This window comes from Microbacterium sp. bgisy189, from assembly GCF_057707225.1.
Map to the genome: position 1 here is coordinate 20,196 of NZ_JBYIPT010000009.1, position 25,047 is coordinate 45,242.

Genomic DNA, 25,047 nt, shown 5'->3' on the forward strand with positions numbered 1-25,047 from the left:
GTCGTCAGCGACGGCGCGCGTGCTGGATGCGGGAGGTCAACTGGTGAGCGTGCGCAAGCAGCGTCCGACCGAGCGATGCGAGCCGATCCGGCCCGAATCGGAATTCGACGCCGGTGAGGCTGAGCGCCCACTCCGGCCGCCCGTGCTGATCGAAGACCGCCGCGCCGATACCCCAGGAGCCCTGCACGATCAGTCCGGGGTTGACGCCGTAGCCGCGTTCCCTGGTCTCGCCGAGGCGGGTGCGGAGGGCGCCCGCATCGTGGGAGCCGCCCCATCGGGCCGCCAGGTCGGGGTGCCGCTCGAGATACGCGTCAACGTCGGCATCGGGCAGAAACGAGAGGATCGCGAGCCCGGCCGATGCGACGCCGAGCGGAAAGCGCACGCCCTCGCTCAACACGAAGGAACGAATGGGGAAGGCGCCGTCCTCGCGAAGCAGACAGACCGTCTCATCGCCACGGCGTACCGACAGGAACGCGCTCTCCTCCGTTTTCACCGCCAGTGAGCGCACGATGTCGCGCGCGAGGTGTGTCACGTCGTAGCGGCTGGCCGCAGCCGCGCCCATGAGGAACAGCTCCGGTCCGGGCAGCCACTTCGCGGTGCGCTCATCCTGATCGACGAGCCCCTCCGCCCGCAACGCGGACAGCAGGCGGTGCGCGGTCGAGCGCGACAGCTGTGCGTCGGCAGCGAGTTCCTGCACACCGCGACCCTGCTCGCCCCCGGCGGAGACCAGACGCAACAGCGCGGCGGCGCGGCCGATGGCCTGTGCGCCGGGCACAGCGACGGTGGGTTCCATATTGTGGACACTACGTCCCATCGCTCCCACATGGCAAGCCGTCGCTTGGCACGGGCCGCGCCGGTGGCCGAGGGTGGAGGCAACCGACACGAAGGAGTGCCACGTGATCGACAAGACGATCGCCTCAGCGGCTGACGCCGTCGCAGACATCCCCGATGGAGCATCGCTCGCCGTGGGCGGGTTCGGGCTGTCCGGCAACCCGATCGCGCTCATCGAAGCGCTGCTCGCACAGGGCACGAGCGATCTCTCGATCGTCTCGAACAATTGCGGCGTCGACGACTGGGGGCTCGGCATCCTGCTGAATGCCCAGCGGATCCGCAAGATGACTTCGTCATACGTCGGCGAGAACAAGGAGTTCGAACGGCAGTTCCTCTCCGGGGAACTCGAGCTCGAGCTCACGCCCCAGGGCACCCTGGCGGAGAAGCTGCGCGCAGGCGGGTCTGGCATCGCCGCGTTCTACACGCAGACCGGCGTCGGCACCCAGGTCGCCGAGGGTGGACTGCCGCGCCGGTACGACGGTGCCGGCGGTGTCGCAGAGGCCTCGCCCGTCAAAGACGTGCGCACGTTCGACGTCAACGGCGAACCTCGTGAATACGTGCTCGAGGAGGCGATCGTCACCGATTTCGCGCTCGTGCACGCGCTGAAGGGTGACCGGCACGGCAACCTCATCTTCAACAAGGCCGCCCGCAACTTCAATCCGCTCGCGGCGATGGCAGGGCGCGTGTGCATCGCGCAGGTCGAACAGCTCGTGGAGCCGGGGGAGCTCGACCCCGATCTGATCCACCTGCCGGGCATCTACGTGCACCGCGTCGTCGAGGTGGGCACCGACATCGAGAAGCGCATCGAACGGCGCACCGTCACGACCGCACCGGCAGAAGGAGCCTGACATGGCGCTCACCCGCAACGAGATGGCCGCCCGCGCGGCCGCGGAGCTGACGGACGGCTCGTACGTCAACCTCGGCATCGGTCTGCCCACGCTCGTGCCGAACTACGTGCCGGCGGGCGTCACCGTCGTGCTGCAGTCGGAGAACGGCATCCTCGGCGTCGGTCCGTATCCGACCGAAGACGCCGTCGACCCCGACCTCATCAACGCCGGCAAAGAGACGGTGACCGTCCTGCCGGGGTCGGCCTATTTCGATTCGGCCACGAGCTTCGGCATGATCCGCGGCGGCAAGATCGACGCCGCGATCCTCGGCGCGATGCAGGTCTCGGCGGCCGGTGACCTCGCGAACTGGATGATCCCCGGCAAGATGGTGAAGGGTCCCGGCGGGGCGATGGATCTCGTCCACGGTGCCGCCAAGGTGATCGTGCTCATGGAGCATGTGGCCAAGGACGGCTCGGCGAAGATCGTCGACGAATGCTCGCTGCCGTTGACCGGTAAGGGCGTGGTCGACCGCGTCATCACCGATCTGGCGGTGATCGACGTCACCGACGATGGCCTCGTGCTCGTGGAGGTCGCTCCGGGCGTGACGGTCCAGCAGGTCGTCGACGCCACCGGCCCCCACCTCACGGTCGCAGAAGCATTGGAGTCCCACGCATGAACACCGAAGACATCGTCATCGTCGGCGCGGCCCGCACGCCGCAGGGCCGCCTCAAAGGCGCGCTCGCCTCGTTCACGGCCCCGCAGCTCGGTGGCTTCGCGATCGCCGGTGCGCTGGAGAAGTCCGGCATTCCTGCAGCTGCCGTGGATGCCGTCGTCATGGGACAGGTGCTGCCTGCCGGTTCCGGGCAGAATCCGGCGCGCCAGGCTGCGCTTGCCGCCGGGATCGGCTGGGATGTTCCCGCGTCGTCGGTCAACAAGGTCTGTTTGTCCGGTCTGACCGCGATCATCGACGCCAAGCGCATGATCGCCTCGGGCGACGCCACGGTCGTCGTCGCAGGCGGTATGGAGTCGATGACGCGGGCGCCGCACCTGATGATGGGGTCGCGCGACGGCTGGGCCTATGGATCGGTCGAGGTGCTCGACCACATGGCATTCGACGGACTCACCGACGCCTACGACAAGGAGAGCATGGGGGCGTCCACCGAACGCTTGAACGGGCGCTACGAGGTGACGCGCGAGGCGCAGGACCGTGTTGCAGCGCTGTCGCATCAGCGAGCTGCTGCCGCGCAGGCAGCGGGGCGATTCGACGCTGAGATCGTTGCGGTCGAAGTCCCTCAGCGCAAGGGCGACCCGGTGCGGGTGACCGCTGACGAAGGGATCCGACCCGGCACGACCGAAGAGACGCTGGCCGGGCTTCGGCCGGCATTCGCGAAGGACGGATCCATCACGGCCGGCAACGCGTCGCAGATCTCCGACGGCGCAGCTGCCGTCGTGCTGACCACGAGGGCGCACGCTGATGCCGAGGGGTGGGACGTCCTCGCCGTGGTGGGCGCGAGCGGTCAGGTCGCCGGGCCCGACAACTCATTGCACGCGCAGCCGGCACGGGCGATCGAGAAGGCACTCGGCGCGCAGGGGATCGCGGCATCCGATCTGGACTTCGTCGAGATCAACGAGGCCTTCGGAGCCGTCGTCGCGCGGTCGCAGTCCGAACTCGGTCTCGCAGAGGATGTCGTGAACGTCGACGGTGGTGGTATCGCGCTCGGCCACCCGATCGGAGCGTCAGGCTGCCGCCTGGTGGTGCACGCCGTGCACGAACTCGTGCGTCGGGGATCCGGCACGGCCGCAGTCGGACTGTGCGGTGGCGGCGGTCAGGGCGACGCGCTCATCATCACGCGCTGACCGGGCGCGACCGGCCCGGCTCAGCGGCGCTTGAGTCGGGCCTCGAACAGCTCCTTCTCCTGCCCGGCGACGGGGGAGTCCAGCGCGATGAGCTTGCCGCGCGATGCCCGGCGGGTGTCGACGACCGCGCCGACGGCGAGCGCGAGGGTGATGCCCCAGCTCAGCCATGCGAGCGCGACCCGCCAGGTGAACGGTTCGTTCTCGCGAGCGCTTCGCAGCAGCGTCATGCCCGCGCTGATGGCGGAGAACAGTCCGGTCCCGAACAGGTACTTGCGCATACCACCACGCTACCCGGCAAGCGCCCGGCGCGCCTCGTTAGGCTGGATGAATGCCCCGTCGAGAGGAACCTTCGTGTCTGAGCACCCCGTAGACGAGGCCGACTTCGTCGTCGTGTCGAACCGCCTTCCGGTCGATCGCACCGATGATGACGCTGATCCGTGGCGTCGATCGCCCGGTGGATTGGTCGCGGCGCTCGAACCCGTCATGCGCACCGTGCAGGGTGCGTGGGTGGGTTGGCCGGGCAAGGCCGACCTTGAGGTCGAGCCGTTCGAGTTCGACGGGCTCAGCCTCGTGCCGGTCGCGCTCTCCGGCGATGATGTGCAGTTGTACTACGAGGGGTTCTCCAACGACACGATCTGGCCGCTCTACCACGATGTCATCGCGGCGCCGGGCTACCACCGCACCTGGTGGGATGCGTACGTCCGGGTGAATCGGCGCTTCGCCGAGGCCGCGGCCTCGATCGCCGCAGAGGGCGCCACGGTGTGGGTGCATGACTATCAGCTGCAGCTGGTGCCGGCGCTGCTGCGCGAACGGCGACCGGATCTGACCATCGGCTACTTCCACCACATTCCCTTCCCGGCATACGGCATCTACGCCCAGTTGCCGTGGCGCAAGCAGGTGCTCGAGGGACTGCTCGGCGCCGATGTGATCGGCTTCCAGCGGGTCGCGGATGCCGGCAATTTCGCGCGAGCCGTCCGGCGGGTGTTCTCCTACGAGACGAAGGCGGGCGCGATCTCGGTGCCGACGCCCGACGGGGGATCGCGCGTCGCGGTCGCGAAGGCGTACCCGATCTCGATCGACGCGTCCGTGTACGACGAGTTGGCGCGGCGGCCCGACATCCAGGCGAGGGCGCGCGAGATCCGCGAAAGCCTCGGCGACCCGGCCACGATCCTGCTGGGCGTCGACCGACTGGACTACACCAAAGGCATCCGCCACCGTCTCAAGGCGTTCGGCGAACTGCTCAACGACGGCCGGCTGTCGGTGGAGGACGTGACGCTCGTCCAGGTCGCGAGCCCCAGCCGCGAACGCGTCGAGGCCTACATGCAGTTGCGCGATGAGATCGAGTTGACGGTCGGTCGCATCAACGGCGACCACGACACGGTCGGGCGCTCCGCGATCCGCTACCTGCATCACTCCTACCCGCGCGAAGAGATGGTTGCGCTCTACCTCGCGGCTGACGTCATGTTGGTGACGGCGTTGCGCGACGGCATGAACCTCGTGGCGAAGGAGTACGTCGCCAGTCGTATCGACGGCGGTGGCACCCTCGTGCTGAGCGAGTTCGCCGGTGCCGCCGACGAACTGACGCAGGCGATCAAGGTGAATCCGCACGACATTGACGGGCTGAAGGACGCCATCATGTCGGTGATCGAACTTCCAGAAGGTGAGCGTCGCAAGCGCATGAAGGCGCTGCGTCGACGCGTGTCCGAATACGACGTCGCCCGTTGGTCGCAGCGGTTCCTCGACGATCTCGCGGCATCGAAGGGAGCCTCCGCATGAGTGCCACCCTCGAGCAGCTGGCCGCGACCGAGCACCTGCTCGTCGCGCTCGATTTCGACGGCACCCTCTCGCCGTTGGTCGACGTGCCGATGGATGCGCGCATGACCGCCGAAGCCCGCGCCGCGGTCGATGCGCTCGTCGCCACCCCCGACACCACCGTCGCACTCGTGTCCGGCCGCAGCCTGCATGACCTTCGCGAGATCGCAGAACACACGGACGCGTCGGCGATCATGCTGGCGGGATCGCACGGTGCGGAGTTCTGGCTGCCGGGCACGGGCCGCCAGGCGAGCGCCGAGGATGCCGATGACGTGCGGCTGCGCGATGAACTCCGCGCCGAAGCCGAGCGACTGGTCGCCCCGTTCGACGGCGCGTGGATCGAGCCGAAGACATTCGGATTCGGGGTGCCGACCCGCACGGTCGCGCCCGAGCATGAAGCGCGCGTGCACGAGCTCGTCGCGGCGCTCGTCGCTGAACGGGCGCCGCATTGGCGACGACGCTCGGGGCACCACATCACTGAATACGCCTTCCGATCCGAAGGCAAGGACACCGCAGTTGCGCACCTTCGCGAGCGCACCGGTGCCACGGCCGTGCTGTTCGCGGGCGACGACGTCACCGACGAAGACGCGATCACGTCGCTCGGCGCGGGCGATCTCGGCATCCGTGTCGGCGGGGGAGCGAGCGCCGCTGCCCTGCACCTCGACGGCATCGAAGAGCTCGCGGCGTCACTGTCGCGACTTGCGGCGCTGCGGGCCGCCGCGCGGGAATAGACTTCGAGAATGCCCACTGGAGACGACACCATCGACATCAAGCCCCGCAGTCGAGCGGTCACAGACGGCATCGAAGCCACCACCTCGCGCGGAATGCTCCGCGCCGTGGGCATGGGCGATGCCGACTGGGACAAGCCGCAGATCGGCATCGCGTCGAGCTGGAACGAGATCACCCCCTGCAACCTGAGCCTGGACCGCCTCGCGCAGGGCGCGAAGGAGGGCGTGCACGCCGGCGGCGGCTATCCGCTGCAGTTCGGCACGATCTCGGTCTCGGACGGGATCTCGATGGGCCACGAGGGAATGCACTTCTCGCTCGTCAGCCGCGAGGTCATCGCAGACTCCGTCGAGGCCGTCATCATGGCCGAACGGCTCGACGGCACGGTGCTGCTGGCAGGCTGCGACAAGTCGATCCCGGGCATGATGATGGCCAGCGCCCGGCTCGGGCTGTCCAGCGTCTTCCTCTACGCCGGCTCGACCATGCCCGGCTGGGTCAAGCTGAGCGACGGCACCGAGAAGGACGTCACGATCATCGACTCGTTCGAGGGCGTCGGTGCCTGTCGCGCGGGCAAGATGTCCGAAGAAGACCTCAAGCGCATCGAATGCGCGATCGTCCCGGGCGAGGGTGCGTGCGGTGGCATGTACACCGCGAACACGATGGCATCCGTGGGCGAAGCGCTCGGGCTCAGCCTGCCCGGTTCGGCGGCGCCGCCGGCGGCCGACCGTCGTCGCGACTACTACGCGCACCGTTCGGGTGAGGCTGTCGTGAATCTGCTCCGCCAGGGCATCACGACCAAGGACATCCTGACGAAGGAGGCGTTCGAGAACGCCATCGCCCTCGTCATGGCGCTCGGCGGATCCACCAATGCGGTGCTGCACCTCCTCGCGATCGCGCGTGAGGCCGAAGTCGACCTGTCGCTGCACGACTTCAACCGCATCGGCGACAAGACGCCGCACGTCGCCGACATGAAGCCCTTCGGTCAGTACGTCATGAACGACGTCGACCGTCACGGCGGCATCCCCGTCGTGATGAAGGCGATGCTCGATGAGGGTCTGCTGCACGGTGACGCGCTCACCGTCACCGGCAAGACGCTCGCCGAGAACCTGCGTGAGCTCGACCCCGAGCCGATCGACGGTCAAGTCATCCACACGTTCGCCGACCCCATCCACGTCAACGGCGGCATCACGATCCTCCACGGTTCGCTCGCCCCCGAAGGCGCGGTCGTGAAGTCCGCGGGCTTCGACGCCGACGTCTTCGAGGGCCCCGCGCTGGTCTTCGAGCGGGAGCGCGCCGCGATGGATGCCGTCGCGAACGGCGAGGTCGCCCCCGGCTCGGTCATCGTCATCCGCTACGAGGGCCCCAAGGGTGGCCCCGGCATGCGTGAGATGCTCGCGATCACTGCCGCCATCAAGGGCGCTGGGCTCGGAAAAGATGTACTACTCTTGACGGACGGCAGATTCTCAGGCGGCACAACCGGCCTGTGCATCGGCCACATAGCACCCGAAGCGGTGGACGCTGGTCCCATCGCCTTCGTGCGCGATGGTGATCTGATACGGGTCGATATCGCAGCTCGAACACTCGACCTACTCGTCGACGAGTCCGAGCTCAGCTCCCGCCGTGAAGGCTGGGAGCCGCTTCCCCCGCGCTATACCCGTGGCGTCCTGGCCAAATACTCCAAGCTCGTGCGCTCCGCTGCGGAGGGCGCGACGACGGGGTAAGGCCCGCTCACCCTTCCGATCGTCCACTCGCACTCGAGGTTCGTCATGTCTTCAGACACCGCACCGGCCGTGCCACGGCCGCCCGCACGTTCATCCGCTCCCTCGCTCACCGGCGCCCAGGCCGTCGTCCGCTCGCTCGAGCTGCTCGGCGTGACCGATGTGTTCGGTCTGCCCGGCGGCGCCATCCTTCCCGTCTATGACCCGCTCATGGACACCTCCGAGATCCGCCACATCCTGGTTCGGCACGAGCAGGGCGCCGGTCACGCCGCAGAGGGTTACGCCTCGGCTTCGGGCCGCGTCGGTGTCGCGATCGCCACGAGCGGTCCCGGTGCGACCAACCTCGTGACCGCGATCGCCGACGCCTACATGGACTCGGTTCCGATCGTGTGCATCACGGGGCAGGTCTTCTCGACCCTCATGGGTACCGATGCCTTCCAGGAAGCCGACATCGTGGGCATCACGATGCCGATCACGAAGCATTCGTTCCTGGTCAAGCGTGCCGAAGACATTCCCGGTGCGATCGCGGCGGCCTTCGAGGTCGCCTCGACCGGTCGACCCGGGCCCGTGCTCGTGGACATCACGAAGGATGCGCAGCAGGACGAGGTGCCGTTCGTCTGGCCGCCGAAGATCGACCTGCCCGGCTACCGTCCGGTGACGAAAGCGCACGGCAAGCAGATCCAGGCGGCGGCCCACCTGATTGCCGAGGCGACCAAGCCTGTCCTGTACGTCGGTGGCGGCGTCGTGCGCGCCGGCGCATCGGCCGAGCTGTTGGGCCTCGCTGAAGCCACCGGCTCGCCCGTCGTGACGACGCTGATGGCTCGCGGCGCGTTCCCTGATTCGCACCCGCAGCACCTCGGCATGCCCGGCATGCACGGCACAGTGCCCGCTGTCCTTGCACTGCAGGAAGCCGACCTCATCGTCGCGCTGGGTGCGCGATTCGATGACCGCGTGACCGGCAAGGCCGCGCTGTTCGCACCGAACGCCAAGGTCGTGCACGTCGACATCGACCCGGCCGAGATCTCGAAGATCCGCACGGCGGACGTGCCGATCGTTGGTGACCTGCGCGACGTGTTGGTCGATTTGGATGCTGCGTTCCTCGGGGCGACCAACGGCACCAAGCCCGACATCTCCGACTGGTGGGCGTTCCTCGACGGTCTGCGCGACGAGTTCCCCCTCGGCTACTCGCCGACCAGCGACGGACTCCTCTCGCCGCAGCACGTGATCCAGCGCATCGGCGAGCTCACCGGCCCCGAGGGCGTCTACGCTGCCGGTGTCGGTCAGCATCAGATGTGGGCGGCGCAGTTCATCAAGTACGAGCGCCCCAACGCATGGCTGAACTCCGGCGGCGCCGGCACGATGGGCTATTCGGTCCCTGCAGCGATGGGTGCGAAGGTCGCTGAACCCGACCGCGTCGTGTGGGCGATCGACGGCGACGGATGCTTCCAGATGACGAACCAGGAACTCGCGACCTGTGTCATCAACAACATCCCCATCAAGGTCGCGATCATCAACAACTCGTCGCTCGGCATGGTGCGACAGTGGCAGACGCTGTTCTACAACGGCCGCTACTCGAACACCGACCTGAACACCGGCCACGACAGCATCCGCATCCCCGATTTCGTGAAGCTGGCCGAGGCGTACGGCTGTCTCGCGATCCGCGTCGAGTCCGAGGACGAGGTGGATGCCGCGATCAAGACGGCGCTCGAAACCAACGACCGTCCGGTCGTGATCGACTTCGTCGTCAGTGCCGACGCCATGGTGTGGCCGATGGTGCCGCAGGGCGTCAGCAACAGCTACGTGCAGTACGCGCGCGACCACGCGCCGACGTTCGACGAGGAGGCCTGATGAGCAAGCACGTCCTGAGCCTCCTGGTGGAGGACAAGCCGGGTCTGCTGACCCGTGTCGCGGGGCTGTTCGCCCGGCGCGGCTTCAACATCGACTCGCTGGCCGTGGGCGTCACCGAGGTGCCGGGGCTGTCCCGCATCACGGTCGTCGTCGACGTCGAAGAGCTGCCGCTCGAACAGGTCACCAAACAGCTGAACAAGCTCGTCAACGTCATCAAGATCGTCGAGCTCGACTACGCGGCCTCCGTGCAGCGCGAGCACATGCTCGTGAAGGTGCGGGCCGACAACCAGACGCGGTCCAACGTCATCGAGGTCGTCAACCTGTTCCGCGCCTCGGTCGTCGACTACGCCACCGACGCACTCGTGGTGGAGGTCACGGGTGACCGCGGCAAGGTCGACGCGTTCCTGCGCGCCCTCGAGCCGTTCGGCATCAAGGAACTCGCCCAGTCCGGCATGGTCGCCATCGGCCGCGGCGGCAAGAGCATCACCGAGCGCGTGCTGCGCGGCTGACGCCGCGACATTGGCATGACTCGATCACTGACCAGAAATACAAGGAGAGAAACACAACATCATGGCTGAGATCTTCTACGACGCAGACGCTGACCTTTCGCTCATCCAGGGCAAGAAGGTCGCGGTCGTCGGCTACGGCTCGCAGGGGCACGCCCACGCGCAGAACCTGCGTGACTCGGGCGTCGAGGTCGCCATCGCGCTGAAGGCCGGTTCCAAGTCGGCTCCCAAGGCCGAAGAGGACGGCTTCGCCGTCAAGTCGGTCGCCGATGCGGCCGAGTGGGCTGACGTCATCATGATCCTCGCGCCCGACCAGCACCAGCGCGGCATCTACAACGACGAGATCAAGCCGCACCTCACCGCCGGCAAGACCCTCGCCTTCGCGCACGGGTTCAACATCCGCTTCGGCTACATCGAGGCCCCCGAGGGTGTCGACGTGATCCTCGTCGCCCCGAAGGCGCCGGGTCACACGGTGCGCCGCGAGTTCGTCGCAGGTCGCGGCATCCCCGACATCATCGCCGTTGAGAACGACGCCTCGGGTCAGGCCTGGGACCTCGCGCTCTCGTACGCGAAGGCGATCGGCGGCACCCGCGCCGGTGTCATCAAGACGACCTTCACCGAAGAGACCGAGACCGACCTGTTCGGCGAGCAGGCCGTGCTCTGCGGCGGCGTCTCGCAGCTGATCCAATACGGCTTCGAGACCCTCACCGAGGCCGGCTACCAGCCGCAGATCGCGTACTTCGAGGTGCTGCACGAGCTCAAGCTCATCGTCGACCTCATGTGGGAGGGTGGCATCGCCAAGCAGCGCTGGTCGGTCTCCGACACCGCCGAGTACGGCGACTACGTCTCGGGCCCGCGCGTCATCGACCCGCGCGTGAAGGAGAACATGGCGGGCGTGCTCGCCGACATCCAGTCGGGCGCCTTCGCGGAGCGCTTCATCGGCGACCAGGACAACGGTGCCGAGGAGTTCCAGAAGCTGCGCGCCGCCGCCGCCCAGCACCCGATCGAGGCGGTCGGACGGGACCTGCGCGCCCTGTTCGCGTGGAAGCAGCAGGACGCCGACTACACCGAGGGCAGCGCTGCGCGCTGATCCCCGCATCAGACCCTCGGTGACCAGCCGAGACAGGCTTGCAAGAGCCACCGGAGCCCGGCCCCTTACAAGGGGGTCGGGCTCTGTGCATGCAGGTGGGCGAGGATCGATGGCGGATCTCGATGTTGTCGCGGTGGCTGTCGCTGCGGTTCGGCGACGACCGGATACGCTGAGATCGTGAGCACCGGACGCGACGACGACGCCCTCTCGTGGGACGGCGACGACGACCCTACGCTGCACGCAGGCGAGGATCGCAACCCGCAACCGGAGCCGGCTGCGGAGGCACCCGCGAACACGCCCCCTGACCCCGCGTTGCCGAAGGGGTACACCGCCGTCGGCAAGGGCAGTGAGGGCGTGGGGCGGCTCGAGGCCGACGGCACCGTCATCGTCCCGGGGGAGCCGCAGCCGCTCGGCAACACCGCGCTCATCGCCCTCGGCATCCTGGGTGGTGTGTATGCGCTGTTCACGGTGGGGTGGGTCATCGGCGGCCTGCGGTTGCAGGACGTCGCGGTGTTCCTCGTGTCGCCGATCGCCTATGTGCCCGCGTTCTGGCTTGCGGTGCTCGCGCCCGCGATCTGGTTCGTGACGACCTATGCCCTGACCCGTCACGCGGCCACATGGGTGCGTTTCTGCTGGCTCGCCGCCGGCGCGGTGCTGCTGGTGCCGTGGCCGTTCATCATGATCGGGGCGGTGGGCCAGTGACCGAGACGACGACCACCGCGGCGCCCCGTCGGAATCCGACCTGGCTCGTCGCGACGATCGCGGGCTTTTTCGGGCTGTTCTACGCCTATGCCGTATGGAACGCGGTCGCATTCATGGCTGCGCAGTCCGGCGACGGCACCGGGCTGCAGGACTGGGCGGCGCTCATCCTCGCCGTCGCGTTTCCGATCCTGGCGTTCGCGGCATCGTTCGCGATCGGCTCCCGCAGGAAGCTCTGGGAGTTCGCCCTCGTCATGCTCGTCGGTTTGGCGTTGACGGCCGTCGTGTGGTTGAACGTCATCGCGTATGCCTGGAACGCCGTCTCGTTGCAGCTCGTTCCCGGTTCCTGAGGGCCTGTCGCGCGCCGACACATGGTCTGAGGCGGCTTCTCTCGGCCGGTAGGCTGTGTGTCAGCCGCGCCCGCCGTCGGCACGGCTCATTTCCCACCCGCGTTCCGAAGGGTCTGTCGCCGTGCCCAAGCCCGTTGTCCTCATCGCCGAAGAGCTCTCGCCCGCCACGATCGACGCCCTCGGGCCCGACTTCGACATCCGCCACGTGGATGGCGCCGATCGTGCTGCGCTGCTGCCTGCGCTGGCCGATGCGAACGCGGTGCTGATCCGCTCGGCGACGAAGATGGATGCCGAGGCGATCGCCGCAGCCCCCGAGCTGAAGGTCATCGCCCGCGCGGGCGTGGGCCTCGACAACGTCGACATCAAGACGGCCACGACGGCCGGCGTCATGGTGGTCAACGCCCCGACGTCGAACATCATCTCGGCAGCCGAGCTGACGGTCGGTCACATTCTGAGCCTGGCCCGTCACATTCCCGCGGCGCACGCGTCACTCGCCGCGGGTGCGTGGAAGCGCAGTTCGTTCACCGGCACCGAACTGTTCGAGAAGACCGTCGGCATCATCGGCCTCGGCCGCATCGGTGCACTCATCGCCGCCCGCCTGCAGGCGTTCGGAGTCACGGTCGTCGCCTACGACCCCTACGTCACGCCCGCGCGTGCCGGTCAGCTCGGCGTGCAGCTGCTCGAGCTCGACGACCTGTTGGCGACCAGCGACTTCGTCACGATCCACATGCCGAAGACACCCGAGACGACGGGCATGATCGGCGCGGAGCAGTTCCGCATCATGAAGAACAGCGCCTACGTCGTCAACGTCGCCCGCGGCGGCCTGATCGACGAACAGGCCCTGCGCGAGGCCCTCGTCGCGGGTGAGATCGCCGGAGCGGGCCTGGACGTGTTCACGAGCGAGCCGCCGGCTGCCGGCGGTTCGGCAGCCGCGCTGCTCGACCTGCCGAACGTCGTCGTCACCCCGCACCTCGGTGCGTCGACCGACGAGGCGCAGGAGAAGGCGGGCGTGTCGGTCGCGAAGTCGGTGAAGCTCGCGCTCGAGGGTGACCTGGTGCCCGACGCGGTCAACGTCGCAGGCGGCGTCATCGACCCGTTCGTCCGCCCCGGTATCGCCCTCGTCGAGCAGCTCGGTCAGTTCTTCACGGGTCTCGCCCCGGCGGCACTCACCACGCTCGACATCGAGGTGCGCGGTGAGCTCGCAGCCTACGACGTCAGCGTGTACCGCCTGGCGGCACTCAAGGGCATCCTCGCGAATGTCGTGAGCGAGAACGTCTCCTACGTCAACGCCCCGCTGTTCGCCGAGCAGCGCGGTATCGAGACGCGCATGATCGTCGAGCCCGAGAGCCCGCTGTACCGCAACATCACGATTCTGCGCGGCACGCTGGCCGACGGCACCGTGCTGACCGTCGCGGGCACGCTCGCCGGCACCCGCATGGTGCCGAAGGTCGTCGAGATCGACGGGTACGAGATCGAGGTTCCGATCGAGAAGCACCACCTCGTGATGCGCTACAAGGATCGCCCCGGCATCGTCGCGATCTACGGCGAGAAGCTCGGCACGGCCGGCATCAACATCGGTGGGCTGCAGGTGGCGCGTTCTGACGCGAGCGGCCGTGCGCTGTCCGTGCTCACGGTCGACTCGCCGGTTCCTGACGCGCTCGTCGAGGAGATCGCGACCGCCGTCGAAGCCGACCTGTTCCGTCGCATCGAGATCACCGAGGCCTGACCGCGCGCTCGACGAGTGCGACGAGCGCGTCGAGTGCGGCGCCGCGGGGGACGGGCTCTGACCCCGACACCGGCAGCGCGTTGTTGTAATAGAGGCCGTCGCTGACGAGCAGAACGAGGTCGAGTGCGGTGTCGTCGCGCACGTGCGGGCGCAGCGCCGTCTCCCAGCGCGCGCGCACGTCGCGCAGGGCGTCCGACGCCTCGGCATGGCCGCCTTGTGCGAGTCGTGACGCCGCAATGAGCGCGCGATCGAGCGGTTCGTCGGCCATCACCGAGGTCCTGACGAAGAAGGCGACGGGCCCCTCGGGTGCGGCATCCATCGCCGCGATGTCGGCGTCGACCAGCGCCGCAAGGCGTTCGAGCAGCGCGCGCTCCAGCGCCTCCTTCGACGCGAAGTGGTAGAGCAGCCCGCCTTTGGACACGCCAGCGGCACGCGCGGTCGCATCCATGGTCGCGGCGCGTTCGCCGTCGTCGACGAGCAACCGCTCGAACGCATCGAGCACACTGTCGCGGGCGCGGGGAGGGCGACTCATGTCTCGATCCTCCCATCGTCACAGCGTGTCTGTTACTATACCGGCTGGACGGTGTAGAAATGACGTTGACAGAAGAGATCCGGATCGCCGACGACGCAGGCACGCGCGTGGGCTGGCGCGGCTGGGCCGCGCTGATCGTGCTGATGCTGCCGGTGCTGCTGGTGTCGGTGGACAACACGGTGCTGAGTTTCGCGATCCCCGCGATCGCAGAAGACCTCGCACCCTCGAGCGCGCAGCAATTGTGGATCGTCGACGCCTACCCGCTCGTACTGGCTGGGCTGCTGGTGACGATGGGCACGTTCGGCGACAGGTTCGGGCGGCGACGGATGCTGCTGATCGGCGCGACCGGGTTCGCCGTCGTATCGGTGCTCGCCGCATTCGCGCCGACCGCAGCGGCCCTGATCGTCGCCCGAGCCGCGATGGGCGTGTTCGGCGCGATGCTGATGCCGTCGACGCTGTCGCTGCTGCGCTCGATCTTCACCGACCGCAACCAGCGGCGCCTCGCGATCGCGGTGTGGGCTTCGATGTTCTCTGCGGGTTCGGCCATCGGCCCCGTCGTCGGCGGATTCCTGCTCGAGCACTTCGCGTGGGGGTCGGTGTTCCTCCTCTCGGTGCCGGTGCTCGTGCCGCTCCTCGTCTTCGCGCCGCTGCTGGTGCCAGAGTCCCGCGACCCGCACCCCGGCCGATTCGACCCCGCGAGCATCGTGCTGTCGATGCTCACGATCGTCCCCGTCGTGTACGCGATCAAGGAGATCGCCGTCCATGGCCTCGGTGCGCTGCCGATCGTGCTCGCCGTCGCGGGCGTCGGCTTCGGCATCCTGTTCGTGCGTCGACAGCTGCGGGCCACCGCGCCCATGCTCGACATGCGGCTGTTCCGTCGCGGCCGGTTCAGCGGTGCACTGCTGGTCAACCTGCTGAGCGTCATCGCCCTCGTCGGCTTCCTCTACTTCGTCTCGCAGCACCTGCAGCTGGTCATGGGGCTCTCGCCGATGGATGCCGGCCTCGCCCTCGTTCCGGGCATGGTCGCGATGATCGCCGCGGGACTCACCGTCGTGCCGATCGCCAGGCGCATCGATGCCCGCATCGTCGTGCCGACAGGCCTCGTGTTCTCGGTCGCCGCCTATCTGCTGATCGCCCTCGGTGCCGGCACCACCGTGACCGGCCTCGCGATCGCCTTCGTCGTGCTCGGGATCGGGATCGGCATCGCCGAGACCGTCTCCAACGACCTCATCCTCGCCAGCGTTCCGCCCGCGAAGGCCGGTGCGGCCAGCGCTGTTTCGGAGACGGCGTACGAGCTCGGCGCGGTGCTCGGCACGACCGTGCTCGGCGGCATCCTCACCGCGCTCTACCGCGGCGGCATCGAGATCCCCGCCGGCGTGCCCGCGGACGCGGCCGATGCCGCGCGTGAGACACTCGCCGGCGCGTTCGTCGCGGCGCAGCAGTTGCCCGACGCGATCGGCGACGCGCTGCGCGAGGCCGCAGCGCTCGCGTTCGAGTCCGGGGTGACCGTCACGGCGATCATCGGGGCCGTCCTCGTCGTCGGCGCCGGGGTCATCGCGGCCACTACGCTGGGAGCAGTCCCCACCGCCCCCGAAGCGAGCACACAGGAGAGTAATGTCGCGCGTCGTGAAACTGGCCGTCATTCCGGGTGACGGCATCGGTCCCGAGGTCATCGCCGAGGCGGAGAAGGTGCTCGACGCCGCCACCGCGGCATCCGACGTCACGTTCGAACGCACGGCCTTCTCGCTCGGCGCCGCGCGCTACCTCGAGACCGGCGACACCCTCAGCGACGACGACCTGGCCTCGATCAAGGCACACGACGCGATCCTGCTGGGCGCCGTCGGCGGCACCCCCGGCGACCCTCGCCTGAAAGACGCCAACATCGAGCGCGGGCTGCTGCTGAAGCTCCGATTCGAGCTCGACCATTACGTCAACCTGCGGCCCTCGAAGCTGTACCCGGGGGCCTCCGGTCCGTTGGCGGACCCGGGAGAGATCGACTTCGTCGTCGTCCGTGAGGGCACCGAGGGTCCCTACGTCGGCAACGGCGGCTCCATCCGCACCGGCACGCCGCACGAGGTCGCGAACGAAACCTCGGTCAACACGGCGTACGGCATCGAGCGGGTCGTGCGGTTCGCGTTCGCGCAGGCCGCCAAGCGCCGCGGCAAGGTGACGCTCGTCCACAAGACCAACGTGCTCGTGCACGCCGGCGGCATGTGGAAGCGGATCACGGATGCCGTGGCCGCAGAGCACCCGGACGTCGCCGTAGACTATCTGCACGTCGACGCGGCGACGATCTTCCTGGTCACGAACCCGGGCCGCTTCGACGTGATCGTCACCGACAACCTCTTCGGCGACATCCTCACCGACTTGGCCGGCGCCGTCACCGGAGGCATCGGCCTCGCCGCATCGGGGAACATCAACCCCGACGGCGCGTTCCCGTCGATGTTCGAGCCCGTGCACGGATCGGCTCCCGACATCGCCGGCCAGCAGAAGGCCGACCCCACGGCCGCGATCCTCTCCGTCGCCCTGCTGCTCGATCACCTCGGGCTCTCGGGCGAAGCGCAGCGCGTCACCCGCGCTGTCGAGGACGACATCGCAGCCCGGGGCGCCGTAGCCCGCACGACTGCGCAGATCGGCGACGCCATCGTCGCCCGCGTACAGGCGTAACCTGACAGGAACGACCGCCGCCGCTTCGCCGGCGGCACGTGGAACAGGATTGAACATGACCCTCACCGACCCCGCCGCCGACCTCGCACCGCTCGAGTTCGCCGTCACCCGCAACCTCGCCGCCCGCAGCGCGGCCGAGCGCGACGAGATCCTCGCCGCACCCGGCTTCGGCACGAACTTCACCGACCACATGGTCGACATCTGCTGGTCGAAGGGTGGCGGCTGGCACCGGCCCCGGGTGCAGCCGTACGGGCCGATCTCGCTCGACCCGGCCGCAGCTGTGCTGCATTACGGCCAGGAGATCTTCGAAGGCATCAAGGCGTACCGGCACGCCGACGGCTCGGTGCACACCTTCCGTCCCGACCAGAATGCGAAGCGCCTGCAGCGCTCCGCGCGCCGCATGGCACTGCCCGAACTGCCCGAGGACTACTTCCTGCAGTCGCTGCGCGAACTCATCGCCGTCGACGGCGACTGGGTGCCGTCGGGGGAGGACCAGAGCCTCTATCTGCGCCCCTTCATGTTCGCGAAGGAGGCGTTCCTCGGCGTGCGTCCCGCGCAGAAGGTCGCCTACTACCTGATCGCGAGCCCCGCGGGCGCCTACTTCAAGGGCGGCGTGCAGCCGGTGAAGATCTGGCTCAGCGAGGACTACGCACGTGCAGGCAAGGGCGGCACGGGCGCTGCGAAGACCGGCGGCAACTACGCCGCGAGTCTGCTGCCGCAGGCAGAGGCCTACGAACAGGGCTGCGATCAGGTGGTCTTCCTCGACCAGGACGGCAACGTCGAAGAGCTCGGCGGCATGAACGTCGTCTTCGTCCACAAGGACGGCACGATCGTCACGCCGCAGTCCGACTCGATCCTGCCGGGCATCACGCGTGACTCAATCCTGCAGCTCGCCGAAGACCGCGGCCACCGCGTCGAGCGTCGTGCGGTCTCGCTCCAGGAGTGGCGTGACGGCGTCGCCTCGGGCGAGATCGTCGAGGTGTTCGCGTGCGGCACCGCAGCCGTCGTCACCCCGATCGGCACGCTGCTGGCCGCCGGTTTCGAGGACGCCCAGCCCACCGGCACCCTCGCACTCGAGCTTCGCCAGCACCTCACCGACATCCAGTACGGTCGCGCCGAAGACACCCACGGCTGGCTGACCCGGCTGGACGGCTGACCCGTGCGCATCGCGCGTTTCAGTCACCAGGAGCAGCTGCGGTACGGCATCCTCGACGGCGACGAGCTTGTCGTGCTCGCAGGTGACCCGATGTTCGCCGGGTACGAGACGACAGGCGAACGCGTTCCCGTGGCAGACGTCGCCCTGCTCGCTCCCGTCATCCCGCGATCGAAGGTCGTGTGCGTCGGCAAGAACTATCGCGACCACGCCGCCGAGATGGGCGGTGAGGCGCCGGCAGCACCGCTGCTGTTCCTCAAGCCCAACACGGCCGTCATCGGTCCGGATGACATGATCGTCCGCCCCCCGCAGTCCGAGCGCACCGACTTCGAGGGCGAACTGGCCGTCGTGATCGGTCGGGTCACGAAGAACGTGTCTGTGGAGGATGCCCTGGACCACGTCTTCGGGTACACGATCGCCAATGACGTGACAGCGCGCGACCTGCAACACGCCGACGGACAGTGGGCGCGCGCGAAGGGGTTCGATACGTTCTGCCCGTTGGGGCCGGTCATCGAGACCGAGTTCGACCTCGACGGGGGAGCGCGGATCGTCACCCGCGTCAACGGCGAGGAACGGCAGAACGGGCCGATCAGCGACATGGTGCACTCGGTCCCCGACATCATCGCCTACGCGTCGGCCGCGTTCACGCTGCTGCCGGGCGATGTAATCCTCACGGGCACCCCCGCGGGAATCGGCCCGTTCGAAGCGGCGGACGTGGTCGAGGTGGAGATCTCGGGCCTCGGCGTGCTGCGCAATACGGCACGTGATGCCTGACGAGACGGCACCCCAAGACCTCACCCTCTCTTCTGCGGCCGTCGGCAGCATCCAGCGGCGCACGGTCGGTGTCCTTGCCGCCGGTCAGGTGCTCGGCGGCGTCGCGTTCGGTGCGACGGTCTCGCTCGGCGCGCTCCTGGCGGCGGACCTGTCCGGGGCCGAAGAGCTGTCGGGCCTTGCGACCGCGTCGGTGACGCTCGGCGCGGCGCTGTGCGCGATCCCACTCGCGCGGCTCGCGGCGCGTCGCGGCCGGCGATTCGCCCTCACGCTGGGCAATCTGTTCGCCCTCGTCGGCATCGTGGTCGTCATCACCGCTGCCGCGATCCGCTCCTTTCCACTGTTGCTGGTCGGTGTGGTCCTCATCGGCGCCGGCAACGCGGGCAATCTGCAATCGCGCTTCGCGGCCACCGATCTGTCGGCGCCCGGGCGGCGCGGGCGGGACCTCGGAACGGTCGTGTGGGCGACCACCGTCGGCGGCGTCCTCGGGCCGCTCCTGCTCACTCCGGGGGAGGCGGTCGGCTCCCTGCTCGGGATGCCGGAACTCACCGGCTCCTATGCCTTCTCGATCGTCGCGCAGACGATCGCGTTCGTGCTCTACCTGTTCGGGTTGCGGCCCGACCCGTTGCAGACCGCGCAGCGACTCGCCCGTGAGCGCCCGGTCGCACCGGGCGGGGTCGTGGAGGATGATCATCCCGTCGTCGCCCGGTATGCGATCTTCGCCGTGGCCGGATCGCACGTCGTGATGGCGTCGGTGATGGCGATGACCCCGGTGCACCTCTCGCACCTCGATCCGGCGAACGTCACGACGATCGTCGGTGTGACCATCGCGTTGCACGTGTTCGGCATGTACGGCCTGTCGCCGCTGTTCGGCATCCTCGCCGATCGGTGGGGTCGCGTGCACACGATCCTGCTGGGTCAGGCGGTGCTCGCGGCGTCGCTGCTGGTGGCTGCCCTCGCGCCGCAGTCCTCGCTGGCAGTGCTGATCGCGCTGCTGCTGCTCGGGCTGGGGTGGAGCGCCGCGACGGTGTCGGGCGCGGCGCTGCTCACCGAGAGCACGGAGTCCTTGAAACGGCCTCGCCGACAGGGGTTCAGCGACACGATCATGACCTCGAGTGCTGCCGCCGGAGCCGTTCTCGCGGGTGTCGTTCTCGGCTGGGTCGGCTATGGCGGTCTCGCGCTGAGCGCGTTGGTGATCGTGATCGCGATCGTCGTCCTCTCGCCATACGCGCGCCTGTCGCGCGTCTGACCCGCTTCCACCCACGAAGTCGGTCTCGTGGGGCGAGCGTCAGGTGAGCGCGTCGACGGCGGCTGTGACGTCGTCAGCCGTGTTGAACACGTGGAACGCCACTCGGGCACGGCCGTTCCGACCAGACGCGACGATGCCGGCGGACTCGAGGCGCTGCAGGTCACGCCCGCCGGGGTCGGCCCACGACACGATTGCGCTCGGACGAGCCGGCATCGGCAACGCGAGCCGCTCGCGGAAGTCGGTCGCCAGGGCCGTCGTCGAGGCGTAGAGCGCGTCCGAGTCGGCGTCCGCGAATGCGCGCAGCGCGGGTTCTGCGCCGAGGAAGGCCTGCCAGGCGGGGGAGACGTCGAACCGGCGCGCGCAGGTCGCCAGCCGTGCGCCGTCGCCGTAACACGACGCCCACGGGTCCGCGCCCGCGTACCAGCCGGCATGGACGGGCGTGAGCCACGCGGCGGCGTCCTCGGTGACGGTCAGGAACGCGACCCCCCGCGGTGCGGAGAGCCACTTGTAGGTGTGGCACACCGTCGCGTCGAAGCGGGCGGCATCCACCGGCATCCATCCCGCAGCCTGGGTCACGTCGCACAGCGTGCGGACGCCGTGTCGGTGGGCGGCGTCGCCGATCGCGTCGGCATCGGCGACCTCTCCGGTGGCGGACTGGACGAGTGAGAACGCCACGAGCGCGGTCGTCGAGCCGATCGCGTCTGCGAGTTCCGCCAGTGGCACGCTGCGCACGCGGATGCCGCGGCCCGCGTACACGAAGGGGAGGACGAGTGAGGAGAATTCGTCGGTCGGGCACAGTACTTCTGCGCCATCGGGGAGCGACGCGGCGATCATGCTCGCGAGGACCGAGGTGTGTGAGCCGATCGCGACTCGATCCACGTCGACACCGACGAGTCGCGCATAGTGCGCGCGAGAGAACTCCACCGCCGCGCCGTAGGCCACCGGATCCGGCCGTCGCTCGAGGTCGGCGTGCAGCGCGGCTCTCGTCGCCCGTGTCGTGAGGCCCACCGTGCAGGCCGCGAGATAGCCGGCGGCATCGGTGAACTCGGCTCGCAGCGCGGCGAGCCCGTCCGAGACGGCGGCCGAGGCGGGAGCGGTGGCGGTGGACATGGCACCAGCATCCCGGGTGCACATTCATTCGTCTACGGCAGGTATTGCATCAAAGACATGCGGTGTGTTTATGTAATGTCGTGAACACCGACGCACACGAACTCGACGTGCACGCGTTGCGGACGATGCAGGCGATCGCCGACACAGGGTCGCTGACAGCCGCTGCGGAATCGCTCGGCTACAGCCAGCCAGCGTTGTCGCAGCAGCTGCGTCGCTGGGAACAGCGCCTCGGTGTGCCCCTCGTCGAACGCGCCGGGCGCCGGCTGCGCCTCACGGCGGCCGGGCGCGTGCTTGCCCGACATGCGGCTCCCGTCACGACGGCGCTCGAGGCCGCGGCCGGCGAACTCGCCGCCCTCAGCGGGCTGCAGGCGGCGACGGTACGAGTCGTCGGTTTTCCTTCGGCATCGCCGACCATCGTTCCGCGCCTCATCTCCCTCCTTGCGGAGCACGCACCCGGCATCACCCTCACGTATGTCGAGGAGGAGCCTCCCGAGGCGGTCGCGGCGGTGCGTGCCGACCGCGCCGATGTCGCCCTCACCTTCAGCCACCCGGGTGACCGCGACGATCCTCACGGCGAGAGCGCCCGCGGACTCTCCGTCGAGACGATCGGTTCAGACGACCTGCTGCTCGTCGTGCCCGAGGATCACCCCGCGGCGTTGCGGGACGCCGTGCGACTGTCGGAACTGTCGGATGCCGCATGGATCGCGGGCTGCCCTCGCTGCCGTGGTCATCTGCTCGAGGTGTGCGGACGCGCGGGGTTCACCCCGAAGATCGGGTTCGAGACCGACAACATCGCGGCCGTCGAATCGCTCGTGGCACAGGGGATCGGCGTGGCAACCCTTCCGCGTCTCGCGCTGACGTCGTTCCCGCCGCTCCCGGGCATCGTGTGGCGCCCCCTCGAAGACGGACACGTCCGCACCCTGCACACCGTCACCGCCCGTGGCGGCGAACGCGTGCCGGCCGTCGCCGCCGTCCTCGACGGACTTCGCCGCGCTGTCAGCGCAGCGACCGGGACCTAGGGCCATCGCGAACTAGACTGGTGGGCGATGTCTGCACAGCCCGATCCCCGCACCACCACCGCCACCGGCCCTGACGTCCGCGTGCGATTCTGCCCGTCGCCGACGGGACTTCCGCACGTCGGCATGGTCCGCACGGCGCTGTTCAACTGGGCGTACGCGCGTCACACCGGCGGCAAGTTGGTCTTCCGCGTCGAAGACACCGACGCTGCGCGTGACAGCGAGGAGAGCTACCGGCAGCTTGTCGATGCGCTCACCTGGCTCGAGATCGACTGGGATGAAGGTGTTGAGAAGGGTGGGCCGCACGAGCCCTACCGCCAATCGCAGCGTCACGACATCTACGCGGGCGTGCTCGACAAGCTGATCGCCTCGGGCGCTGTGTACGAGTCGTACTCGACGGCCGAAGAGATCGACGCACGTAACGAGGCGGCCGGCCGTGCCAAGCAGCTCGGGTACGACAACTTCGATCGCGATCTCACCGACGAGCAGAAGGCAGCGTTCCGTGCCGAGGGGCGTGAGCCCGCGTGGCGGCTGCGGGTGCCGAGCCACGACCTCACCTACGTCGACCTGATTCGCGGCGAGGTCACGTTCCCCGCTGGCTCGTTCCCCGACTTCGTGGTGGTGCGCGCAGGCGGCATCCCGCTCTATACGTTCACCAATCCGGTCGATGACGCGCTGATGGGCATCACCCATGTGCTGCGTGGCGAAGACCTCATGCCGTCAACGGCCCGGCAGCTCGCCCTCTATGCGGCCCTCATCGATGCCGGCGTCACCGACTTCGTCCCCCGCTTCGCGCACATGCCGCTCGTGCTGGGGGAGACGGGCACGAAGAAGCTCTCCAAGCGCGACCCGAAGGCCGACCTGTTCCTGCAGCGTGAGCGCGGCTTCATCCACGAGGGGCTGCTGAACTACCTCTCGCTGCTCGGCTGGTCGATCGCCGCCGACCGTGATGTGTTCACGCGCCAGGAGCTCATCGAGGCCTTCGACATCGTCGACGTGAATCCGAACCCGGCTCGCTTCGATCAGAAGAAGGCCGAGTCGATCAACGGCGACCACATCCGCATGCTCGCGGCCGACGACTTCGCCGCGCGACTCGTGCCGTACCTGGTGTCGGCAGGGGTCGTGTCGGAGCCGCTGACGCCGCAACAGCAGTCCACGCTCGCTGCCGCGGCGCCGCTCGTGCAGGAGCGGATGCAGATGCTCGGCGACGCGCCGGGGCTGCTCGGCTTCCTCTTCAGCGCAGACGTGACCTACGACGATGATGCGCTGAAGGGCCTGCCCGCGAACGCCGGCGAGGTGCTCGCTGCATCCCTGCCGGCGCTGCGTGGCGTTCCGGCCGACGCCTTTTCAGCGGCCGCGATCCAGGACGCGCTGGCCGTCGCGCTGATCGAGGGCCTCGAGCTCAAGCCGCGCGTCGCGTATGGGCCGCTTCGCGTGGCGATCAGTGGTCGACGCGTCTCGCCGCCACTGTTCGAGTCGATGGAACTACTCGGCGCCGACGAGTCGCTGCGTCGACTTGAGCAGCTCGCTGCACAGCTCGGGTGACGCCGTGTCGGTTTGGTGCTGCCGCCCTCGTCGGCTAAGCTAGACCCTCGGTACGGCTTCGGTCGGAACCCCCTTGGGGTATGGTGTAATTGGCAACACGGCTGATTCTGGTTCAGTTGTTCTTGGTTCGAGTCCAGGTACCCCAGCAGTGAAATCCGCAGGATTCCGCCACAGAATCCCTCCTCGTCAGAGGGTCATCCGAGAGGCCTGACGGGCCCGGAGGCCAGAAACGAGACCAAATACTCGCGCGATTGTCTTCGCGGAGTAGGTGCGTCCCGGTACCCACGCCGTCGCACGGTGGAGTACGGGTTGGTCCGGAGGAATCCGGCGCACCTTGTGTGCATGGACGCATCGACCTCCGGCATTCCCGGGTTCATGACCCAGGCGGAAATCGCCGAGATGCTCCAAGTGCCCGAGCGCACGTTGGAGGACTGGCGTCTCACACGCCATGGTCCGCCCTATCTGAAGCTCGGTCGGCACGTGCGCTACGACCCGGATGACGTGTACGCGTGGGCTAGAGAGCACCGGCATGCCTAGGCCGCGCATTCCCGCCGGCGAGGTCGGCGCGGTGCAGATCACCAAGCTCGCCGACGGGCGGTATCGCGCCCGCGGGCGGATGCGCGATGACGCGGGGGAACTGCGCCAGCTGCGCGCCACCGCCGACACCGAGGAAGGCGCTCTCGCTGAGCTGCGCCGGCTGGCTGCGCAGCTCACCAGCAACGGCGAGGGGGCTCTCACCGGGGCGAGCACGATCGCGGCGGCCGCCGACGCGTGGCTCATCCACGTCACCGGGCGCGCGGGCGCCGGCAGCCTGGCCTACTCGACGGTCGAGTCCTACGAGACAACGGTGCGACTCATCCTGAAGCCCGCGTGCGGTGGGATCGCGCTGGACCAGCTCACGGGACCCAGCCCCTGACCCGCCAGTCGCGCGCCCGACACAGACTGCGGGTGATTGCAGCAGCAATGAGAGGGAATGTAGAAGGTGCCTGAGATTCAGGTGGTGATTGGGGTGCC

Annotated in this window: 25 protein-coding genes and 1 tRNA gene; 22 read left to right on the forward strand and 4 right to left on the reverse strand. The window is 68.6% G+C overall.

The annotated features are described in order from the left end of the window. Nucleotides 1-4 precede the first annotated feature (4 nt). Nucleotides 5-793, reverse strand: coding sequence for an IclR family transcriptional regulator (locus AC3ENX_RS11575; RefSeq protein WP_434812032.1), 789 nt, complete (start codon nt 791-793; stop codon nt 5-7). 103 nt (nt 794-896) lie between these two features. Between AC3ENX_RS11575 and AC3ENX_RS11580 the strand changes: the two genes are divergently transcribed. Genes AC3ENX_RS11580 through AC3ENX_RS11590 form a run of 3 tightly spaced genes read left to right on the forward strand, consistent with a single transcriptional unit; the run spans nt 897 to nt 3,515 of the window. Next, nucleotides 897-1,679: a CoA transferase subunit A gene (locus AC3ENX_RS11580; RefSeq protein ID WP_434812033.1), complete on the forward strand. Its 783-nt coding sequence runs from the start codon at nt 897-899 to the stop codon at nt 1,677-1,679. Between the two features lies 1 nt (nt 1,680). Further along, nucleotides 1,681-2,334, forward strand: a complete 654-nt coding sequence (locus tag AC3ENX_RS11585) for a 3-oxoacid CoA-transferase subunit B (RefSeq protein ID WP_434812034.1) — start codon at nt 1,681-1,683, stop codon at nt 2,332-2,334. Next, nucleotides 2,331-3,515, forward strand: coding sequence for an acetyl-CoA C-acetyltransferase (locus tag AC3ENX_RS11590; protein ID WP_434812035.1), 1,185 nt, complete (start codon nt 2,331-2,333; stop codon nt 3,513-3,515). The genes AC3ENX_RS11585 and AC3ENX_RS11590 overlap by 4 nt, the downstream gene beginning before the upstream one ends. Nucleotides 3,516-3,535: 20 nt before the next feature. On the opposite strand, the gene AC3ENX_RS11595 is transcribed toward AC3ENX_RS11590, so the two are convergent. Further along, entirely contained in the window at nt 3,536-3,793 is a 258-nt protein-coding gene (locus AC3ENX_RS11595; protein WP_434812036.1) for a hypothetical protein, read from the reverse strand. A gap of 73 nt (nt 3,794-3,866) precedes the next feature. Between AC3ENX_RS11595 and AC3ENX_RS11600 the strand changes: the two genes are divergently transcribed. From AC3ENX_RS11600 to serA, 9 genes are all read left to right on the forward strand, one after another. Beyond that, entirely contained in the window at nt 3,867-5,291 is a 1,425-nt protein-coding gene (locus AC3ENX_RS11600) for an alpha,alpha-trehalose-phosphate synthase (UDP-forming) (protein ID WP_434812037.1), read from the forward strand. Continuing rightward, complete coding sequence (gene otsB, locus AC3ENX_RS11605; RefSeq protein WP_434812038.1) at nt 5,288-6,058, forward strand: trehalose-phosphatase; 771 nt, start codon at nt 5,288-5,290, stop codon at nt 6,056-6,058. The genes AC3ENX_RS11600 and otsB overlap by 4 nt, the downstream gene beginning before the upstream one ends. Nucleotides 6,059-6,067: 9 nt before the next feature. Further along, nucleotides 6,068-7,774, forward strand: coding sequence for a dihydroxy-acid dehydratase (gene ilvD, locus AC3ENX_RS11610; RefSeq protein WP_434812039.1), 1,707 nt, complete (start codon nt 6,068-6,070; stop codon nt 7,772-7,774). Nucleotides 7,775-7,819: 45 nt separating this feature from the next. Next, nucleotides 7,820-9,619, forward strand: coding sequence for an acetolactate synthase large subunit (locus tag AC3ENX_RS11615; protein WP_434812040.1), 1,800 nt, complete (start codon nt 7,820-7,822; stop codon nt 9,617-9,619). Beyond that, complete coding sequence (ilvN, locus tag AC3ENX_RS11620; protein WP_412946718.1) at nt 9,619-10,128, forward strand: acetolactate synthase small subunit; 510 nt, start codon at nt 9,619-9,621, stop codon at nt 10,126-10,128. Before AC3ENX_RS11615 ends, ilvN begins: the two co-directional genes overlap by 1 nt. Before the next feature lie 61 nt (nt 10,129-10,189). Beyond that, complete coding sequence (ilvC, locus tag AC3ENX_RS11625; protein ID WP_434812041.1) at nt 10,190-11,215, forward strand: ketol-acid reductoisomerase; 1,026 nt, start codon at nt 10,190-10,192, stop codon at nt 11,213-11,215. 177 nt (nt 11,216-11,392) lie between these two features. Further along, nucleotides 11,393-11,917, forward strand: a complete 525-nt coding sequence (locus AC3ENX_RS11630) for a DNA polymerase III subunit gamma/tau (protein ID WP_434812042.1) — start codon at nt 11,393-11,395, stop codon at nt 11,915-11,917. Then, nucleotides 11,914-12,264, forward strand: coding sequence for a hypothetical protein (locus AC3ENX_RS11635; RefSeq protein WP_434812043.1), 351 nt, complete (start codon nt 11,914-11,916; stop codon nt 12,262-12,264). The genes AC3ENX_RS11630 and AC3ENX_RS11635 overlap by 4 nt, the downstream gene beginning before the upstream one ends. A gap of 121 nt (nt 12,265-12,385) precedes the next feature. Beyond that, nucleotides 12,386-13,990 (forward strand): phosphoglycerate dehydrogenase, encoded by a 1,605-nt coding sequence (gene serA / locus AC3ENX_RS11640; protein WP_434812044.1) that lies wholly within the window; start codon nt 12,386-12,388, stop codon nt 13,988-13,990. Here serA and AC3ENX_RS11645 read toward each other — a convergent pair. After that, complete coding sequence (locus AC3ENX_RS11645) at nt 13,977-14,522, reverse strand: TetR/AcrR family transcriptional regulator (RefSeq protein ID WP_434812045.1); 546 nt, start codon at nt 14,520-14,522, stop codon at nt 13,977-13,979. The genes serA and AC3ENX_RS11645 overlap by 14 nt on opposite strands. Nucleotides 14,523-14,581: 59 nt before the next feature. Here AC3ENX_RS11645 and AC3ENX_RS11650 point away from each other — a divergent pair, with 59 nt between their 5' ends. From AC3ENX_RS11650 to AC3ENX_RS11670, 5 genes are read left to right on the forward strand one after another with little or no spacing between them, the layout of a single operon-like run. After that, nucleotides 14,582-16,174, forward strand: coding sequence for an MFS transporter (locus tag AC3ENX_RS11650; protein ID WP_434812046.1), 1,593 nt, complete (start codon nt 14,582-14,584; stop codon nt 16,172-16,174). Then, a complete protein-coding gene (locus AC3ENX_RS11655) occupies nt 16,137-17,189 on the forward strand; it encodes a 3-isopropylmalate dehydrogenase (protein WP_434812047.1) in 1,053 nt (350 codons plus the stop codon). Before AC3ENX_RS11650 ends, AC3ENX_RS11655 begins: the two co-directional genes overlap by 38 nt. A 55-nt stretch (nt 17,190-17,244) precedes the next feature. Then, nucleotides 17,245-18,345 carry a branched-chain amino acid aminotransferase gene (locus AC3ENX_RS11660; RefSeq protein WP_434812048.1) on the forward strand — a complete coding sequence of 367 codons (1,101 nt, stop codon included), beginning with the start codon at nt 17,245-17,247 and terminating at the stop codon, nt 18,343-18,345. Between the two features lie 3 nt (nt 18,346-18,348). Next, on the forward strand, nt 18,349-19,116 hold the full coding sequence (locus tag AC3ENX_RS11665) for a fumarylacetoacetate hydrolase family protein (protein ID WP_434812049.1): 768 nt from the start codon (nt 18,349-18,351) through the stop codon (nt 19,114-19,116). Further along, nucleotides 19,109-20,362, forward strand: coding sequence for an MFS transporter (locus tag AC3ENX_RS11670; protein ID WP_434812050.1), 1,254 nt, complete (start codon nt 19,109-19,111; stop codon nt 20,360-20,362). The genes AC3ENX_RS11665 and AC3ENX_RS11670 overlap by 8 nt, the downstream gene beginning before the upstream one ends. A gap of 39 nt (nt 20,363-20,401) precedes the next feature. Here the strand turns inward: AC3ENX_RS11670 and AC3ENX_RS11675 are convergent, their stop codons facing one another. Further along, nucleotides 20,402-21,472 carry an aminotransferase class V-fold PLP-dependent enzyme gene (locus AC3ENX_RS11675; RefSeq protein ID WP_434812051.1) on the reverse strand — a complete coding sequence of 357 codons (1,071 nt, stop codon included), beginning with the start codon at nt 21,470-21,472 and terminating at the stop codon, nt 20,402-20,404. Between the two features lie 80 nt (nt 21,473-21,552). On the opposite strand from AC3ENX_RS11675, the gene AC3ENX_RS11680 reads away from it, so the two are divergent. The 5 genes from AC3ENX_RS11680 (at nt 21,553) to AC3ENX_RS11700 (ending at nt 24,949) form a co-directional block, all read left to right on the forward strand. Further along, on the forward strand, nt 21,553-22,491 hold the full coding sequence (locus AC3ENX_RS11680; RefSeq protein WP_434812052.1) for a LysR family transcriptional regulator: 939 nt from the start codon (nt 21,553-21,555) through the stop codon (nt 22,489-22,491). Nucleotides 22,492-22,518: 27 nt separating this feature from the next. Next, on the forward strand, nt 22,519-24,033 hold the full coding sequence (gene gltX, locus AC3ENX_RS11685) for a glutamate--tRNA ligase (protein ID WP_434812053.1): 1,515 nt from the start codon (nt 22,519-22,521) through the stop codon (nt 24,031-24,033). Nucleotides 24,034-24,107: 74 nt separating this feature from the next. Then, nucleotides 24,108-24,179, forward strand: a tRNA-Gln gene (locus AC3ENX_RS11690). A 196-nt stretch (nt 24,180-24,375) separates the two neighbouring features. Beyond that, the gene (locus AC3ENX_RS11695; RefSeq protein ID WP_434812054.1) at nt 24,376-24,570 is read left to right on the forward strand and encodes a helix-turn-helix domain-containing protein; all 195 of its coding nucleotides are present in this window, start codon (nt 24,376-24,378) and stop codon (nt 24,568-24,570) included. After that, entirely contained in the window at nt 24,563-24,949 is a 387-nt protein-coding gene (locus AC3ENX_RS11700; protein ID WP_434812055.1) for a hypothetical protein, read from the forward strand. The genes AC3ENX_RS11695 and AC3ENX_RS11700 overlap by 8 nt, the downstream gene beginning before the upstream one ends. Nucleotides 24,950-25,047 lie beyond the last annotated feature (98 nt).